Origin of the sequence: Streptomyces achromogenes (assembly GCF_030816715.1) — a bacterium.
Classification (GTDB): domain Bacteria; phylum Actinomycetota; class Actinomycetes; order Streptomycetales; family Streptomycetaceae; genus Streptomyces; species Streptomyces achromogenes_A.
Genome location: NZ_JAUSYH010000001.1, coordinates 6,363,338 through 6,378,029, shown reverse-complemented (window position 1 = coordinate 6,378,029; position 14,692 = coordinate 6,363,338). Strand labels below are relative to the sequence as shown.

12 protein-coding genes are annotated in these 14,692 nt (G+C 72.9%); 5 read left to right on the top strand and 7 right to left on the bottom strand.

Translation table 11 applies throughout. From position 1 onward, the window contains the following. Positions 1-139: 139 nt before the first annotated feature. Positions 140-883 carry a recombination regulator RecX gene (recX, locus tag QF032_RS28645; protein WP_307046424.1) on the bottom strand — a complete coding sequence of 248 codons (744 nt, stop codon included), beginning with the start codon at positions 881-883 and terminating at the stop codon, positions 140-142. A gap of 3 nt (positions 884-886) precedes the next feature. Beyond that, complete coding sequence (gene recA, locus QF032_RS28640; protein ID WP_307046422.1) at positions 887-2,014, bottom strand: recombinase RecA; 1,128 nt, start codon at positions 2,012-2,014, stop codon at positions 887-889. A gap of 428 nt (positions 2,015-2,442) precedes the next feature. Between recA and QF032_RS28635 the strand changes: the two genes are divergently transcribed. After that, complete coding sequence (locus tag QF032_RS28635) at positions 2,443-3,309, top strand: hypothetical protein (RefSeq protein ID WP_307046421.1); 867 nt, start codon at positions 2,443-2,445, stop codon at positions 3,307-3,309. Positions 3,310-3,358: 49 nt separating this feature from the next. Here QF032_RS28635 and QF032_RS28630 read toward each other — a convergent pair whose 3' ends face one another. Both QF032_RS28630 and QF032_RS28625 read right to left on the bottom strand, forming a co-directional pair. After that, a complete protein-coding gene (locus tag QF032_RS28630; protein ID WP_307046419.1) occupies positions 3,359-4,618 on the bottom strand; it encodes an AI-2E family transporter in 1,260 nt (419 codons plus the stop codon). Positions 4,619-4,679: 61 nt separating this feature from the next. Then, positions 4,680-4,874 carry a DUF3046 domain-containing protein gene (locus QF032_RS28625; protein ID WP_306948965.1) on the bottom strand — a complete coding sequence of 65 codons (195 nt, stop codon included), beginning with the start codon at positions 4,872-4,874 and terminating at the stop codon, positions 4,680-4,682. A 79-nt stretch (positions 4,875-4,953) separates the two neighbouring features. Between QF032_RS28625 and QF032_RS28620 the strand changes: the two genes are divergently transcribed. The 4 genes from QF032_RS28620 to QF032_RS28605 all read left to right on the top strand — a co-directional run bounded on the left by QF032_RS28620 (position 4,954) and on the right by QF032_RS28605 (position 12,805). Beyond that, positions 4,954-5,898: a hypothetical protein gene (locus QF032_RS28620; RefSeq protein ID WP_307058007.1), complete on the top strand. Its 945-nt coding sequence runs from the start codon at positions 4,954-4,956 to the stop codon at positions 5,896-5,898. A gap of 221 nt (positions 5,899-6,119) precedes the next feature. Then, positions 6,120-11,054, top strand: a complete 4,935-nt coding sequence (locus QF032_RS28615) for an ATP-dependent helicase (protein ID WP_307058005.1) — start codon at positions 6,120-6,122, stop codon at positions 11,052-11,054. A gap of 84 nt (positions 11,055-11,138) precedes the next feature. Then, positions 11,139-11,993, top strand: coding sequence for an Fpg/Nei family DNA glycosylase (locus QF032_RS28610; protein WP_307046413.1), 855 nt, complete (start codon positions 11,139-11,141; stop codon positions 11,991-11,993). 47 nt (positions 11,994-12,040) lie between these two features. Next, positions 12,041-12,805 carry an SDR family NAD(P)-dependent oxidoreductase gene (locus QF032_RS28605; RefSeq protein WP_307058003.1) on the top strand — a complete coding sequence of 255 codons (765 nt, stop codon included), beginning with the start codon at positions 12,041-12,043 and terminating at the stop codon, positions 12,803-12,805. A gap of 63 nt (positions 12,806-12,868) precedes the next feature. Here the strand turns inward: QF032_RS28605 and QF032_RS28600 are convergent, their stop codons facing one another. The 3 genes from QF032_RS28600 to QF032_RS28590 all read right to left on the bottom strand — a co-directional run bounded on the left by QF032_RS28600 (position 12,869) and on the right by QF032_RS28590 (position 14,678). After that, positions 12,869-13,189: a hypothetical protein gene (locus tag QF032_RS28600; protein WP_307058001.1), complete on the bottom strand. Its 321-nt coding sequence runs from the start codon at positions 13,187-13,189 to the stop codon at positions 12,869-12,871. Positions 13,190-13,622: 433 nt separating this feature from the next. Beyond that, on the bottom strand, positions 13,623-14,093 hold the full coding sequence (locus QF032_RS28595; protein WP_306948970.1) for a Dps family protein: 471 nt from the start codon (positions 14,091-14,093) through the stop codon (positions 13,623-13,625). 204 nt (positions 14,094-14,297) lie between these two features. Then, the gene (locus QF032_RS28590; protein ID WP_057575292.1) at positions 14,298-14,678 is read right to left on the bottom strand and encodes a helix-turn-helix domain-containing protein; all 381 of its coding nucleotides are present in this window, start codon (positions 14,676-14,678) and stop codon (positions 14,298-14,300) included. Between the last annotated feature and the right edge of the window lie 14 nt (positions 14,679-14,692).

The following is a 14,692-nucleotide window of genomic DNA, read 5'->3' as shown; positions in this document are numbered from 1 at the left end:
GACGAAGAACGCGCTCAGCCCTCCCGGGACGCGAAACGCGCTCAGCCCTCCGGGGACGCAAGGCGTTCCCGCGCTCCAAGGGGGCAGGGGGCGACGTCGCCGCTTCCAGCGCGGGCACGCGCGCAGGTGGCGGCTGCGCTCAGAACCCGTCCTCCCCCAGGGAGTCCGTGTCCTCGCCCTCTTCCTCCAGCGCCTGCCGCACCACCCGCAGGGCCAGGCCCTCGGGGTAACCCTTGCGTGCGAGCATGCCGGCGAGGCGGCGCAACCGTCTGTCGCGGTCGAGACCACGGGTCGCGCGCAGCTTGCGGGCGACGAGCTCGCGCGCCGTCTCCTCCTCCTGTTCGGAGTCGAGGCGGCCGACGGCCTCTTCGATCAGCTCCGGGTCGACGCCCTTGGTCCGCAACTCCTGAGCGAGCGCGCGCCGGGCCAGTCCTCTGCCGTGATGCCGGGATTCCACCCAGGCGTCCGCGAAGGCGCCGTCGTTGATCAGCCCGACCTCCTCGAACCGCGAAAGCACCTCCTCCGCCACGTCGTCGGGGATCTCCCGCTTGTACAGGGCGTCGGCGAGCTGCTTCCGCGTGCGCGGGGTCCCGGTGAGCAGGCGCAGGCAGATCGCCCTTGCCCGCTCAGCCGGGTCCCCCGAAGGCTGCTCCTTCTCGGCCCTCGACGAGGAAGAAGCACCTCCGTCCTCGGTGGACGGCTTCCCGGAGCCGCGCCGACGGCGTCCACGCCCGCCACGTGGACTGCCTTCGTCGGCGCCCCCTGCCCGGCCGGTGCCCGACCGGTCGTCGCCGTCCAGGGACAGGCCGCCGTCGACCCCGTTGCCCGCCCCCCTGGGGGCGTCGGGGTGGACGTACTCGACCCAGTCCGTTCGTCGTGTCACGGATCAGCTCTTGGCAGCCGTGGCCTTGGGCTTGGCGGCCTTGGCCGCGGGAGCCGGAACCGCCTTGGCGTCGTCCGCGGTCGCGCCCGCGGTTGCCGCGGTGTCCGTGCCCGGCTCGGCGGCGGACTCGTCCGGGCGCACGCCGACGCCCAGCTTCTCCTTGATCTTCCTCTCGATCTCGTTGGCCAGATCGGGGTTGTCCTTCAGGAAGTTGCGCGCGTTCTCCTTGCCCTGGCCGAGCTGATCGCCCTCGTACGTGTACCAGGCACCCGCCTTGCGGACGAAGCCGTGCTCCACGCCCATGTCGATCAGGCCGCCCTCGCGGCTGATGCCCTGCCCGTAGAGGATGTCGAACTCGGCCTGCTTGAAGGGCGGGGCGACCTTGTTCTTGACGACCTTGACGCGGGTGCGGTTGCCCACCGCGTCCGTACCGTCCTTCAGCGTCTCGATACGACGGATGTCGAGTCGCACCGAGGCGTAGAACTTCAGCGCCCGGCCACCGGTCGTGGTCTCCGGGGAGCCGAACATGACGCCGATCTTCTCGCGGAGCTGGTTGATGAAGATGGCGGTGGTCTTGGACTGGTTGAGCGCGCTGGTGATCTTCCGCAGCGCCTGGCTCATCAGACGGGCCTGCAGACCGACGTGGCTGTCGCCCATCTCGCCCTCGATCTCCGCACGCGGGACGAGCGCGGCGACGGAGTCGATGACGATCAGGTCGAGGGCGCCGGAGCGGACCAGCATGTCCACGATCTCCAGAGCCTGCTCGCCGTTGTCCGGCTGGGAGAGGATCAGGTTGTCGATGTCGACGCCGAGCTTCTTCGCGTACTCGGGATCGAGGGCGTGCTCCGCGTCCACGAACGCGACCTGGCCGCCGGCCTTCTGCGCGTTCGCCACCGCGTGCAGCGTCAGCGTCGTCTTACCGGAGGACTCCGGCCCGTACACCTCCACCACGCGGCCACGGGGCAGCCCGCCGACACCGAGGGCGACGTCGAGTGCGGTCGACCCGGTGGGGATGACCTCGATGGGCTCGTTCGGCCGCTCGCCCAGGCGCATCACCGCGCCCTTGCCGAACTGCCGTTCAATCTGTGCGAGTGCGGCGTCCAACGCCTTCTCGCGGTCGGTTCCTGCCATGGGTTCCACCCGGTTTGCTTGAGTCGATCGCTTCACGTCAAAGACGCTAACGCCTGCCACTGACAATGCGCCTCGACGCCGGTCCGGCCTGTGGATAACTCAGGCACTTATCGGCTTCGAACGGGACATACCGCCCGCCGCGAGAGCCGCCGGAGCCTCCATAAGAACGGATGTTCGATTTTGGTGTCAAGCGCACCACGCGGCACTCCCGAGGCTACGTTCACAAGCCGCCGACCCCGCGCACCCGGCCCCGGCGCGGCCCGTTCCGAGCACCCCCCCACGCATCCCCACACCGTCCCGCCTGCATCCCGGCTCCCGTCCGCCCGTCCATTTCGACCGGCTCCGGCGTCTGCTGCTCCCCCGGGCGTACGACGGGTGCCTTCGACAGGACGACGACGGCGCACCACCGCGGCCGGGAAGCTCGGCGCATGGACGAACAGACGACCACCACACAGCGCCGCGAGGGAACCGGCGGCACGAGGTCCAGGGCCGGGACCGGAGCAGGAGCCGGAGCCGGAAGCGGAGCCACGGTCGGGACCAAGGCCAGGGCCGGGGCCAAGACCGGGGCCGGGACCGTCTACGGGGCGACCGCGCTGGTCCTCGTCGCCTCCGGTCTCGTGCACCTGGTGGTGTTCGCCGTCGACGGCGGCGCCTGGTACGGCCCCGTCTCCTGGCGCAAGCCGGTGACCTTCGGGCTCTCCTTCGGCGTGACGCTCTGGACCGTCGTCAGGGTGACGTCGTTCCTGCGGATGAGGCCACGAGTGCGTGCCGTGCTGCTCGGGGTGTTCGCCGCCGACTGTGTCGTCGAGGTCGGGGGGATCACCCTCCAGGCCTGGCGGAGGGCGCCCTCGCACCTGGACATGGAGACGTCCTTCGACACCGCCGTGTCCCTGATGCTCGCGGTCGGCGGCGGCGTCCTCGTCGCGCTGCTCACCGTGTTCGCCGTGGCGTCCTTCCGGCGCCGGCCGACGGGCCCGGCCGGGATGGCCCTCGCGGTGCGTTCCGGCTTCGCGATCCTGCTGGTCGCGCTCGTCTCCGGGGCGGCGATGATCGCGCGCGGGGTCGTGCTCACCCGCACCGGCCACCAGGAGGCGGCGTATCACTCCACGGCCCCGCTCAAGCCGCTGCACGGGGTCAGCCTGCACGCCGTCCTGGTGCTTCCCGCGCTGGCCTGGCTGATGTCGTCCCGCACGTCCTGGAGCGAGGGGGTGCGGTGGCGGATCACCGCGGCGGCGGTGGGCTGCTATGCGGCCGCGGTCGTCGCGGCCGGAGTGTGGGCCGTTCTCACCTACTGAGGCTGCCGACGCGCCCTGCCCCCGAACCCTGACGCCCGGTTCCGCCTGCTCAGCCGGACCCGCCCCGCGAGCCGCCCGTCCGGTTGCGTGCCCGGGTCCACAACTGCTGCACGCGCGCGAGCGGCCCGGGCCCCTCGCCACGCCCCCGGTGGCCGTGGACGCGGGGGTCGTCCGTGACGTCGTACCGCTTCACGTACGCGCCCAGGAACGCCTGCAGTGTGGCCACCGCCGGGATGGAGATGAGCGCACCGATCGCGCCCAGGAGGGCGGTGCCCGCGATGACGGAGCCGAAGGCGACGGCCGGGTGGATGTCGACGGTCTTCGAGGTCAGCTTGGGCTGCAGCATGTAGTTCTCGAACTGCTGGTACACCACGACGAAGATCAGCACCCACAGCGCGTACAGCGGCGAGACCGTGAAGGCGATCAGCATGGGCAGGGCGCCCGCCAGATAGGTGCCGATGGTGGGGATGAACTGCGAGACCACGCCCACCCAGACGGCGAGCACGGGCGCGTACGGGATACCGAGGGCCTGCAGGAGCACATAGTGCGCCACCCCGGAGATCAGCGCCATCAGCCCGCGGGAGTAGAGGTAGCCGCCGGTCTTGTCGACGGCGATCTCCCAGGCGCGCAGCACCTCGGCCTGCTTGGCCGGCGGCAGGACGGAACACAGGGCCCGACGCAGACGCGGTCCGTCCGCGGCGAAGTAGAACGAGAACAGGGCGATCGTCAGCAGCTGGAAAAGACCGCCGAGGACCTGTGTGGAGACGTCGAGGACGCCGGCCGCGCTGTTCTGCGCGTACTTGCGCAGCCAGTCGGAGTGGAGCAGTCCCTCCTGGATGTCCACGCGCCGGAGTTCGGTGTGGAACGTGGTGTTGATCCAGTGGATCACGGAGTCCAGATACTCCGGGAAGCCCTCGATCATCTTGATGATCTGTCCCGCGAGCATCGAGCCGAGCAGCGTGAAGAATCCGGCGACCACGATCAGCAGGCCGAAGAAGACCAGAAAGGTGGCGAACCCCCTGCGCATCCCGCGGGCGGCCATCCGGCTGACCGCGGGCTCCACGGCGAGCGCCAGGAAGAACGCGATGAGCACGTTGAGCAGTAGGCCGATGAGCTGGTGGAACGCCCACGTGCCCAGTTGGAACGCCGCGACGAGGGCGAGCGCGAGCACCATGGCGCGCGGCAGCCAGCGCGGCATGCGCGCGCCCTGCGCGGCGCCGCCGTCGGCCGGGGGAGGCCCGGAGGGCGGCGTCGTGCCGTGCGGGGGCGCGTTCCGGGACGTCTGCCCGGTCTCGTCAGTGGGTGCCACGGACCAAGTCTCGCCTACGCCACCGACAATCGGACCGGCCGCCTGCGATCTTCTTGACGTATCAGCGCATCTCCTGGGGAACGTTCATCACCGCGCAGACCACGCGCCACACGTCCTTGGCCGCCCAGCCCTCGGCCAGCGCCTCGTGCACGGTGCGTCCGCCGAGTTCCGTCATCACGTGATCGCGCGCGAAGGTCTCGGCGTACCCCGTGCCGAAGTGCTCGTCCATCCGCTGCCAGAAGACCGTCAACCGCATGACATCAGTATCCCGCCCTCGGGGGCGTCCCCCTCCGTGAGCGCCTGCCGAGACCGCTTTCCGCCCTACGGTCTGACGCATGGCCGAAACCGGAGCATCCCCACTCCCCCCGCCGCCCCCGGCGCACTCCCCGCTCTTCCGCGCCGAGCACTTCGTCTGGCTCACCGCGCGCGTGCTGGAGCAGCGCGTCTTCGCGCACGACTTCCTGCACGGCTCCGCCGACCCCGTCGAGATCGCCCTCGACGCCTACCGCAATGAGGACGGCGGATACGGCCACGCGCTGGAGCCCGATCTGCGCGGTCCCGTCAGCCAGCCCCTGCACACCGCGCACGCCCTGCGGGTGCTGGACTCGGTCGGGCGTCTCGGCGGCAGGCGCGTGGAGCGGATGTGCGATTACCTGACGTCCGTGTCCACCGGCGACGGCGCGCTGCCGGCGATCCTTCCCAGCCAGCGCGGCTACCCGGCGGCCCCGTTCATCCCGATCGTGGACGACCCGCCCAGCGACCTGCTCGCCACCGGGCCGGTGGTGGGTCTGCTGCACCGCAACGACGTGTGGCACGCCTGGCTGTTCCGGGCCACGGACTTCTGCTGGCAGGCGGTGGACTCCCTGGAGCGGTCGCATCCGTACGAGATCCAGGCCGCGGTGGCCTTCCTGGACGCCGTTCCCGACCGCCCGCGCGCGGAGTCGGCCGCCGACCGTCTGGGCCGCCTGGTGCGCGCCCAACGGATCGTCGTGCTGGAGCCGGACCGCCTCGACGCCTACCCGGTCCCTGACGGCTACGCCCCCGGTGAGCATCACTTCCCGTACGACTTCGCCCGGACACCGCACTCCCTCGCGCGCGCGTGGTTCACGGACGACGAGATGGCGCGCTCCCTGGACCACCTCGCCGGCGCGCAGGAGGAGGACGGCGGCTGGCCCGTCCGCTGGCGTCGTTGGGCGCCGGGCACCGCCCTGGAGGCGCGCCCCATGGTGACGATCGAGGCGCTGCGCACCCTGCGGGCCTACGGCCGCGCCATCGGCTGACCGAAAGGCACGCAGACGGTCGACACCGGGCAGCTCCGGGTACTGCCTGTGCCGCGCCCGCTCCCGAGAACCCGAACTCGCCACCCCGGCCGTTCTCCGCGAGGAGTCCCGGCCGCCGACGGGGCCGGGGAACCGGGGCGTCCGCCGCTCCACGCGACGCTCCAGCTGCCGTGTTCTCGCAGTTCAGGACCATTGTCAGTGGAGGGGTGCAGGATGGACGCATGGTCAGCTCCGCACACCGGGCCCTCGACGGCTTCTCCCCCGCGACCCGCGGCTGGTTCACGGGGGCGTTCTCCGCGCCCACCGCGGCCCAGGCCGGCGCGTGGCGAGCCATCGGCGAGGGCTCCGACGTGCTGGTGGTGGCCCCGACGGGTTCCGGCAAGACGCTGGCCGCCTTCCTGGCCGCCCTGGACCAGCTGGCCTCGACGCCCCCGCCCGCCGATCCGAAGAAGCGCTGCCGGGTCCTCTACGTGTCCCCGCTCAAGGCCCTCGCGGTCGACGTGGAGCGCAACCTGCGCAGTCCGCTGACCGGCATCCGTCAGGAGTCCGTGCGTCTGGGCCTGCCGGAGCCCGAGATCAAGGTCGGCATCCGCTCCGGCGACACCCCGCCCGCCGAGCGCCGTGCGCTGTCCACCCGCCCGCCGGACATCCTGATCACGACGCCGGAATCGCTGTTCCTGATGCTCACGTCGGCCACCCGCGACGCGCTGACCGGCATCGAGTCGGTGATCCTGGACGAGGTGCACGCGGTCGCCGGCACCAAGCGCGGCGCGCACCTCGCCCTCTCCCTGGAGCGGCTGGACGAACTGCTGCCCAGGCCCGCCCGTCGCATCGGTCTGTCGGCCACGGTCCGTCCGGTCGACGAGGTGGCCCGCTATCTCTCCCCGCACCGCAAGGTGGAGATCGTCCAGCCGAAGTCCGGCAAGGAGTTCGACCTCTCGGTCGTCGTTCCGGTGGAGGATCTGGGCGAGCTGGGCGGATCCCCGGTCACCGAGGGCGCCGAAGGAGCCGAACGCCCCTCGATCTGGCCGCACGTCGAGGAGCGGATCACCGACCTCGTCCAGGCCCACCGCTCCACCATCGTGTTCGCCAACTCGCGCCGTCTCGCCGAGCGCCTGTGCAACCGGCTGAACGAGATCGCCTACGAGCGCGCCACCGGCGAGCCCCTGGGCGAGCATCACTCCCCCGCCCAGCTGATGGGCGGCTCCGGCGCCGCCCAGGGAGCCCCGGGCGTCATCGCGCGCGCCCACCACGGCTCGGTCTCCAAAGAGCAGCGCGCCCTCGTGGAGGAGGACCTTAAGGCGGGCCGGCTGCCCGCCGTGGTGGCGACCTCCAGTCTCGAGCTGGGCATCGACATGGGCGCGGTGGACCTCGTCGTACAGGTGGAGTCGCCGCCCTCGGTGGCCTCCGGCCTCCAGCGCGTCGGACGCGCCGGGCACCAGGTGGGCGCGGTGTCCACCGGAGTGGTCTTCCCGAAGTACCGGGGCGACCTCGTCCAGGCGGCCGTGGTGACCGAGCGGATGCGTACGGGCTCGATCGAGTCCCTGCGGGTGCCGGCCAACCCGCTGGACGTCCTGGCCCAGCAGCTCGTCGCCATGACGGCCCTCGACGCCTGGCAGGTGGACGACCTGCTGGCCCTGGTCCGCCGCGCCGCCCCCTTCGCGTCGCTGCCGGAGTCCGCGTTCACGGCCGTCCTGGACATGCTGGCCGGCCGTTACCCGTCCGACGCGTTCGCCGAGCTGCGCCCGCGCGTGGTGTGGGACCGGGTCGCCGGGACGGTCACCGGCCGCCCCGGTGCCCAGCGCCTCGCCGTCACCTCCGGGGGCACGATCCCCGACCGGGGCCTGTTCGGCGTCTTCCTGGCCGGCTCCGACCCCAAGAAGGGCGGCGGCCGGGTCGGTGAACTCGACGAGGAGATGGTCTACGAGTCGCGCGTGGGTGACGTCTTCACGCTCGGCACCAGCTCCTGGCGGATCGAGGACATCACCCGCGACCGGGTTCTGGTCTCCCCCGCCCCCGGCGTCCCGGGTCGTCTGCCGTTCTGGAAGGGCGACCAGCTGGGCCGGCCGCTGGAGCTCGGCCGCGCGGTGGGCGCGTTCCTGCGCGAGGTCGGCTCGCTCTCCAAGGAGGACGCCCGGCTGCGCCTGCTCACCGCGGGCCTCGACGCGTGGGCGGCCGACAACGTGCTCTCCTACCTGGACGAGCAGCGCCAGGCCTGCGGCCACATTCCCGACGACCGCACGATCGTCGTCGAGCGCTTCCGCGACGAACTGGGCGACTGGCGCGTCGTCGTCCACTCCCCCTTCGGCGCCCAGGTGCACGCCCCCTGGGCGCTCGCGCTGGGGGCGAAGCTCTCCGAGCGGTACGGCATGGACGCCCAGGTGATGCACGCCGACGACGGGATCGTGCTGCGTCTGCCCGACGCCGATCTGATGGGCCTGGACCTCCTCGACCAGGAACCGATGAAGGCCGGCGCCGAGTACGACGCCGACCAGGCCCCGGTAGGCGCGGCGGACGTCGTCTTCGACAAGGGCGAGGTCGACCAGATCGTCACCGACCAGGTCGGCGGCTCGGCCCTGTTCGCGGCGCGCTTCCGCGAGTGCGCCGCCCGCGCGCTGCTGCTGCCGCGCCGCAACCCGGGCAGGCGCACCCCGCTGTGGCAGCAGCGTCAGCGCGCCGCCCAACTGCTGCAGGTGGCGAGTGAGTTCGGCTCTTTCCCGATCGTGCTGGAAGCGATCCGCGAGTGCCTCCAGGACGTGTTCGACGTCCCCGGCCTCGTCGAGCTGATGGGCGACCTGGAGTCGCGCAAGGTGCGCCTGGTCGAGGTCACCACCGCGGAGCCGTCCCCCTTCGCCCGTTCCCTGCTCTTCGGTTACGTCGCCCAGTTCCTCTACGAGGGGGACTCCCCGCTCGCCGAGCGCCGCGCCGCCGCCCTCTCCCTGGACTCCCGGCTGCTGGCCGAGCTGCTCGGCCAGGCGGAGCTGCGCGAACTGCTCGACGCGGACGTCCTCGCCGAACTGGAACAGGAACTCCAGTGGCTCACCGAGGACCGCCGGGTGAAGGACGCCGAGGGCGTGGCGGACCTGCTGCGCCTCCTCGGCCCGCTCACCGACGCCGAGCTGGCCGAGCGCGGTGCCGAACCGCGGTGGGCGCGGGAACTGGCCGCCGCCCGTCGCGCCATCCCGGTACGCATCGCCGGTGCCGAGCACTGGGCCGCGATCGAGGACGCGGGCCGGCTGCGGGACGCGCTCGGCACCGCACTGCCGGTGGGCGTGCCGGAGGCGTTCACCGAGCCGGTCAAGGACCCCCTCGGCGATCTCCTCGCGCGCCACGCCCGCACCCATGGCCCCTTCACCTCCGCCGGCGCGGCCGCCCGCTTCGGCCTGGGCGTGGCGGTCACCGAGGGAGCCCTCCAGCGGCTCGCGGCGGGCGGACGCGTCGTCCAGGGCGAGTTCCACCCGGCGGGCATCGGCCAGGAGTGGTGCGACGCGACGGTCCTGCGTCGCCTGCGGCGCCGTTCGCTGGCCGCCCTGCGGCATGAGCTGGAACCGGTGCCGCCGCCCGCCCTCGCCCAGTTCCTGCCCCAGTGGCAGCACATCGGCAGGGGGCACTCGCTGCGCGGTGTCGACGGACTGGTGCGCGCGATCGAGCAGTTGCAGGGTGCGTCGGTGCCCGCCTCGGCCCTGGAGAAGCTCGTCCTGCCCTCGCGCGTACGGGACTACACCCCGGCGATGCTCGACGAGCTCACCGCGGCCGGAGAGGTGGTCTGGGCCGGCGCCGGCGCCCTTCCGGGCAAGGACGGCTGGGTCTCCCTGTACGTGGCGGACGCCGCGCCTCTCCTGCTCTCCCCGCCCCACCCGCTCGAGCTGACGGCACTGCACCAGTCCGTCCTGGACGCGCTCTCCGGGGGCTACGGCCTGTTCTTCCGCCAGATCGCCGACCAGGTCCGCGCCACCACCCACCCCGAGGCGGCCGACCCCCAACTCGCCGACGCCGTCTGGGACCTGGCCTGGTCCGGCCGGCTCACCAACGACACGCTGACCCCGATGCGCTCCCTGCTGGGCTCGGGCCGCACGGCCGGGTCCACGGCCCACCGGGCCAAGCGCGCGGTCCCACGCGGCCGCTACGGCTCGCTGACCGCCGGGCCCCGCCCCGCCTCCCGCGGCGGCCCCCCGACCGTCGCCGGCCGCTGGTCCCTCCTTCCCGCCCACGAGCCCGATCCCACGGTCCGCGCGCACGCACTCGCCCGCACGCTTCTCGACCGGCACGGCGTGGTGACGCGCGGAGCGGTCGCGGCCGAGGGCGTCGAGGGCGGTTTCTCCGCGACGTACCGCATCCTGTCCGTATTCGAGGAGAGCGGCCAGGCCCGCCGCGGGTACGTCGTCGAAGGCCTCGGCGCCGCCCAGTTCGCCATGGACGGCGCCGTGGACCGCCTGCGCGCGGTGGCCAACGCCCGCGACCGCGGCGAGGCCCTGCCCGGGCCGAACCCGACCGCGCACGCCCAGGAGGACTTCGTCTTCCCCGACGACCTTCCGGCCGACGACGCGTGGGACGTTCCGGGCGGCGGCGCCTCCCTCACCTCCCCCCTCGCCCCGCGAAGGGGCCGGGCCTCCTCGGACGAGTACGTCTCGCCCCGGGACCTCGCCTCCTCCGGCACGGGCGGCCCCCGCGGAGACAGCGCGTTCCCGAACGCTGCCGGCTTCCCCGGCCGGCCCGACCACGGCGGTGTGCGGCACGGCGGTCGCGACCGGTCCCCGGCCTCCCGCGCCGTCGTCCTCGCCGCCGCCGACCCCGCGAACGCGTACGGCGCCGCTCTCGGCTGGCCCGAGCCGCCGAGCGGCGCCGGACACAAGCCCGGCCGCAAGGCCGGGTCCCTGGTGGTCCTCGTCGACGGCGAACTGACGCTCTACATGGAGCGCGGCGGCAAGTCCCTGCTGGCCTGGCCCTCCGCCCCGGACAGCGAGGGTGCACCCGCCGACGACCCACAGCTGCACGCCGCCGCACAGGCCCTCGCCGAGGCCGCGCGCGCGGGCGCCCTGGGCACGGTCACGGTGGAGCGCGTCAACGGCAGCTCGGCTCTCACCTCGCCCATCGGCGCCCTGCTGGAAGGGGCGGGCTTCATCGCGACGCCACGAGGCCTGCGGCTGCGCGCATGACGCCGATCAGCCCGTCCGTCCCTCGAGCCGGTCCTTCTCCCCGCGCCTCGAGCCGGCCCTTCTTCCCCGTGTCACCCTTGACGCATGCCCGAAGGTGACACCGTCCGGCAGGCCGCGAGGCGACTGCACGACGCCCTCGCGGGCAAGGTGCTGACCCGCTCCGATCTGCGCGTCCCCAAGTTCGCCACCGCCGACCTCACCGGCCGCGCCGTCCTCGACGTCACCGCGCGCGGCAAACACCTGCTCACCCGGGTCGAAGGCGGCCTGACGCTCCACTCGCACCTGCGGATGGACGGCTCGTGGAGGGTGTACGCGAACGGGCAGCGCTGGACCGGTGGCCCGGAGCACCAGATCCGGGCCGTCCTCGGCACCCACGACCGCACGGCCGTCGGGTACCGCCTGCCCGTTCTCGAGCTGCTGCGCACCGACGAGGAGCAGCGGGCCGTCGGCCACCTCGGTCCCGACCTGCTGGGTCCCGACTGGGATCCCGAGCAGGCCCTCGCCAACCTCCTCGCCGACCCGGCGCGTGCCCTCGGCGAGGCCCTCCTGGACCAGCGCAATCTCGCCGGCATCGGGAACGTCTTCAAGAGCGAGCTCTGTTTCCTCCTCGGCGCCACGCCGTGGCTCCCGGTCGGCACACTCCCCGCCGATCGCGCCGCGAAGCTGCCCGCACTGGCGAAAAAGCTCCTGGAGGCCAACCGCGACCGCCCGAACCGCAACACGACCGGTCGCCGCGGCCAGGACCTGTTCGTCTACGGCCGCGCCTTCCGCCCCTGTCTGCGCTGCGGCACCCCGATCCGGGTGGCCGACCAGGGCGACGGCTCCCGGGAGCGCCCCACGTACTGGTGCCCCGTCTGCCAGACCGGCCCGGTCCCGGCACCCGGCTCACCGTCGGCGCCCCGCACCCGCCCCCGCTCCCGCCCCCGCACCGCGCAGTGAACGCCGACTGATTGACGGACCGTCAGAAACCCTCGTACCGTCCTTTCATGGCCGTGAAGGCGTACGACCTCAGCGGACGCATCGCATTCGTCACCGGCGCCGCCAGCGGAATCGGCCGTGCCTGTGCCGTCCTGCTCGCCCAGGCGGGCGCCACCGTGCATGCAGCGGACCGGGACGCCCAGGGGCTGCACGAGACCGCGACCCTGATCAAGGCCCAGGGCGGCGCCACCCACATCCACCACCTCGACGTCACCGACCGGGTCCAGGTGCGGCAGGCCGTGGCCTCGTGCGAGCGCCTGGACGTCATGGCGGCGGTCGCCGGGATCATGCACAGCAGTCCGGTCCTGGAGACCCGCGACGAGGACCTCGACCGCGTTCTGGCCGTCAACTTCAAGGGCGTGCTGTACGCGTGCCAGGAGGCGGCCCGGCTGATGCTGGCACGCGGTACGGGGGGCAGCATCGTCACCATGGCGTCCGGCGCCGTGGACACCGGCGGCCCCGGCCTGCTCTGCTACGGCGCCGCCAAGGCGGCCGTCGTCCAGTTGACGAAGACCCTGGCGACGGAGGTCGGCCGGCACGGCATCCGCGTCAACGCCGTCGCCCCGGGCTGGATCCGCACGCCGATGACCGACCGCCCCGACACCGGCGCACAGGCGCGCACGGAGGCACTCATGTCCCGCATGTCACCGCTGCGCCGGGTCGGCGAACCGGAAGACGTCGCCCACGCCGTCCTCCACCTGGCCTCGGACGCGTCGGCGTTCACGACAGGCCAGATCCTCCGCCCGAACGGCGGCGTCGCCATGCCCTGGTAGCCGACGGCGTCCTCAAGGCCGTCGTCAGGCCTCATATCGCGCGGCCCGACCCACTCGCCCTCCTCACGTCACGCCCTCCCCGCGCTCCCGTCGCCCCCCTCCGCGGTCCCAGCCGTCCTCACCGTCCCCGCAGCTCTCACGCTCCCCGCCGTCCCCACGTGCCGGGCCGTGTCCGTCCGCCCGCCAAGCGCCCCGCCACCGCCCGTCGGCCACCGCGCCCGCCGCCCGCGCCTTGGCGACACAGTGCACGGGAAGCAGGCTCAGGCCCCACCCCCCGGCCGCGACCGCGCCCTCCAGCACACCGGCGTCAGGGGCCACCGCGAGCCGCACCACGGCCCACCACCACAGAGCCCCCGCTCCCAGACCGAGGCCCACGGCAGCCACCCGCCCACGTCTCCACCCGCCCCCGGCTATTCGCCTCGCCACAGCCCCGTCACCTCCAGCCCGAGCGTCACCCGAAGCACTTCCGCCCGCGGAACCCCTCAGACACCGGGCCTTCCTCGCCCGCGCCCGCTCCGGACCCGCCACAGCCCGCGGGAGGAGGGGGCCGCGCCAGCGACCACGCCCCGCCCACTCCCCGGGACGACGACGCTAGGCGCGCGTCCCCGTCCCCGGCAGGGCGCACGAATGGCCCACCGCAGCCCGCCGCGCCACACCCGCGCCCGGAAGACCACTCGAAGCACCCTGAGCATCACGCCACCGGACGACCCGGATCACCCGGCCCCCCGCCCGGCCGACCCTGCCCCCTCGGCCGACCCGGAGCATCCCGTCCGCCCGGTCGGCCGACCCGGCCGTACGACCCGACAGAGCCGCAGTCTCACGCGTTCTCCGCCTGGAACATCCAGTGGTGCTTCTCGAGATCGGCGGTGATCCCGATGAAGATGTCCTGGCTCACCGGGTCCGCGTCGCCGGTTGCCGCCACCCGTTCCCGCATCCGGGTGATCACCGCCGCCAGAGCGGCGACCAGCGTCCCGATGGCGTCGGAGTCCTTGACCCAGCCCTCCGCCACCGCGTCGATCCCGCTGCCGGCGGCCACGGTCGCCGCGCGCCCGTCCGGCGAGACGCCCAGCGCCGAGGCACGCTCCGCCACGGTGTCCGAGTGGGCGCGGGCGACGTCCACGACCTCGTCGAGCTGGAGGTGCACGGACCGGAAGCGCGGCCCGACGACGTTCCAGTGGACCTGCTTGGCGACGAGCGACAGGTCGACCAGATCGACGAGCGCGCCCTGCAGCGCCTGCGAGACGATTTTCAGGTCAGCGTCGGACAAGGGACTCTTCACGACGTACATCCGTACCTCCGGTGGTCGGCCCCCGCAGTGCCTCTCCACGATGACCTCGACCAACGGCACCGGCAAACGGACCCGGGGCGCGAAAAACCCCGACCGCACCCTCTCCGGGTCTTCCCGGAGAAGCCCCGGCCGGGGCCTCACACTTGCCAGTGCACGTACCTGCGCACGTGCCCGCGCCGGCTCAGAGGCCGACGCACGTGTGTCTCACGCGGCGACCACGTCCACCGCCTCGGCGGGTGCCTTGATGGTCACCCGCTCCGGAGGCACACCGGTCACCGACACGGAACCCAGCATCGGACGGACCGACGTGGGCACGGGCTGGCTGGGGGTGGCCGCTGCCGACTGTGCCAGCTCCGCGAGGGCGAGCTCGTCGCTCACTTCCCGCATGAGCTCGGACATCCGTACGTCCAACGCGTCGCAGATGGCGGAGAGCAGCTCGGAGGATGCCTCCTTCTGCCCCCGCTCCACCTCGGAGAGATAGCCGAGTGAGACTCGGGCGGACGAGGAGACTTCGCGCAGAGTACGGCCCTGGCGCTGGCGCTGCCGACGCAGCACGTCACCCAGCAGGCGACGGAGCAGAATCATCGGTGGCTCCCTCC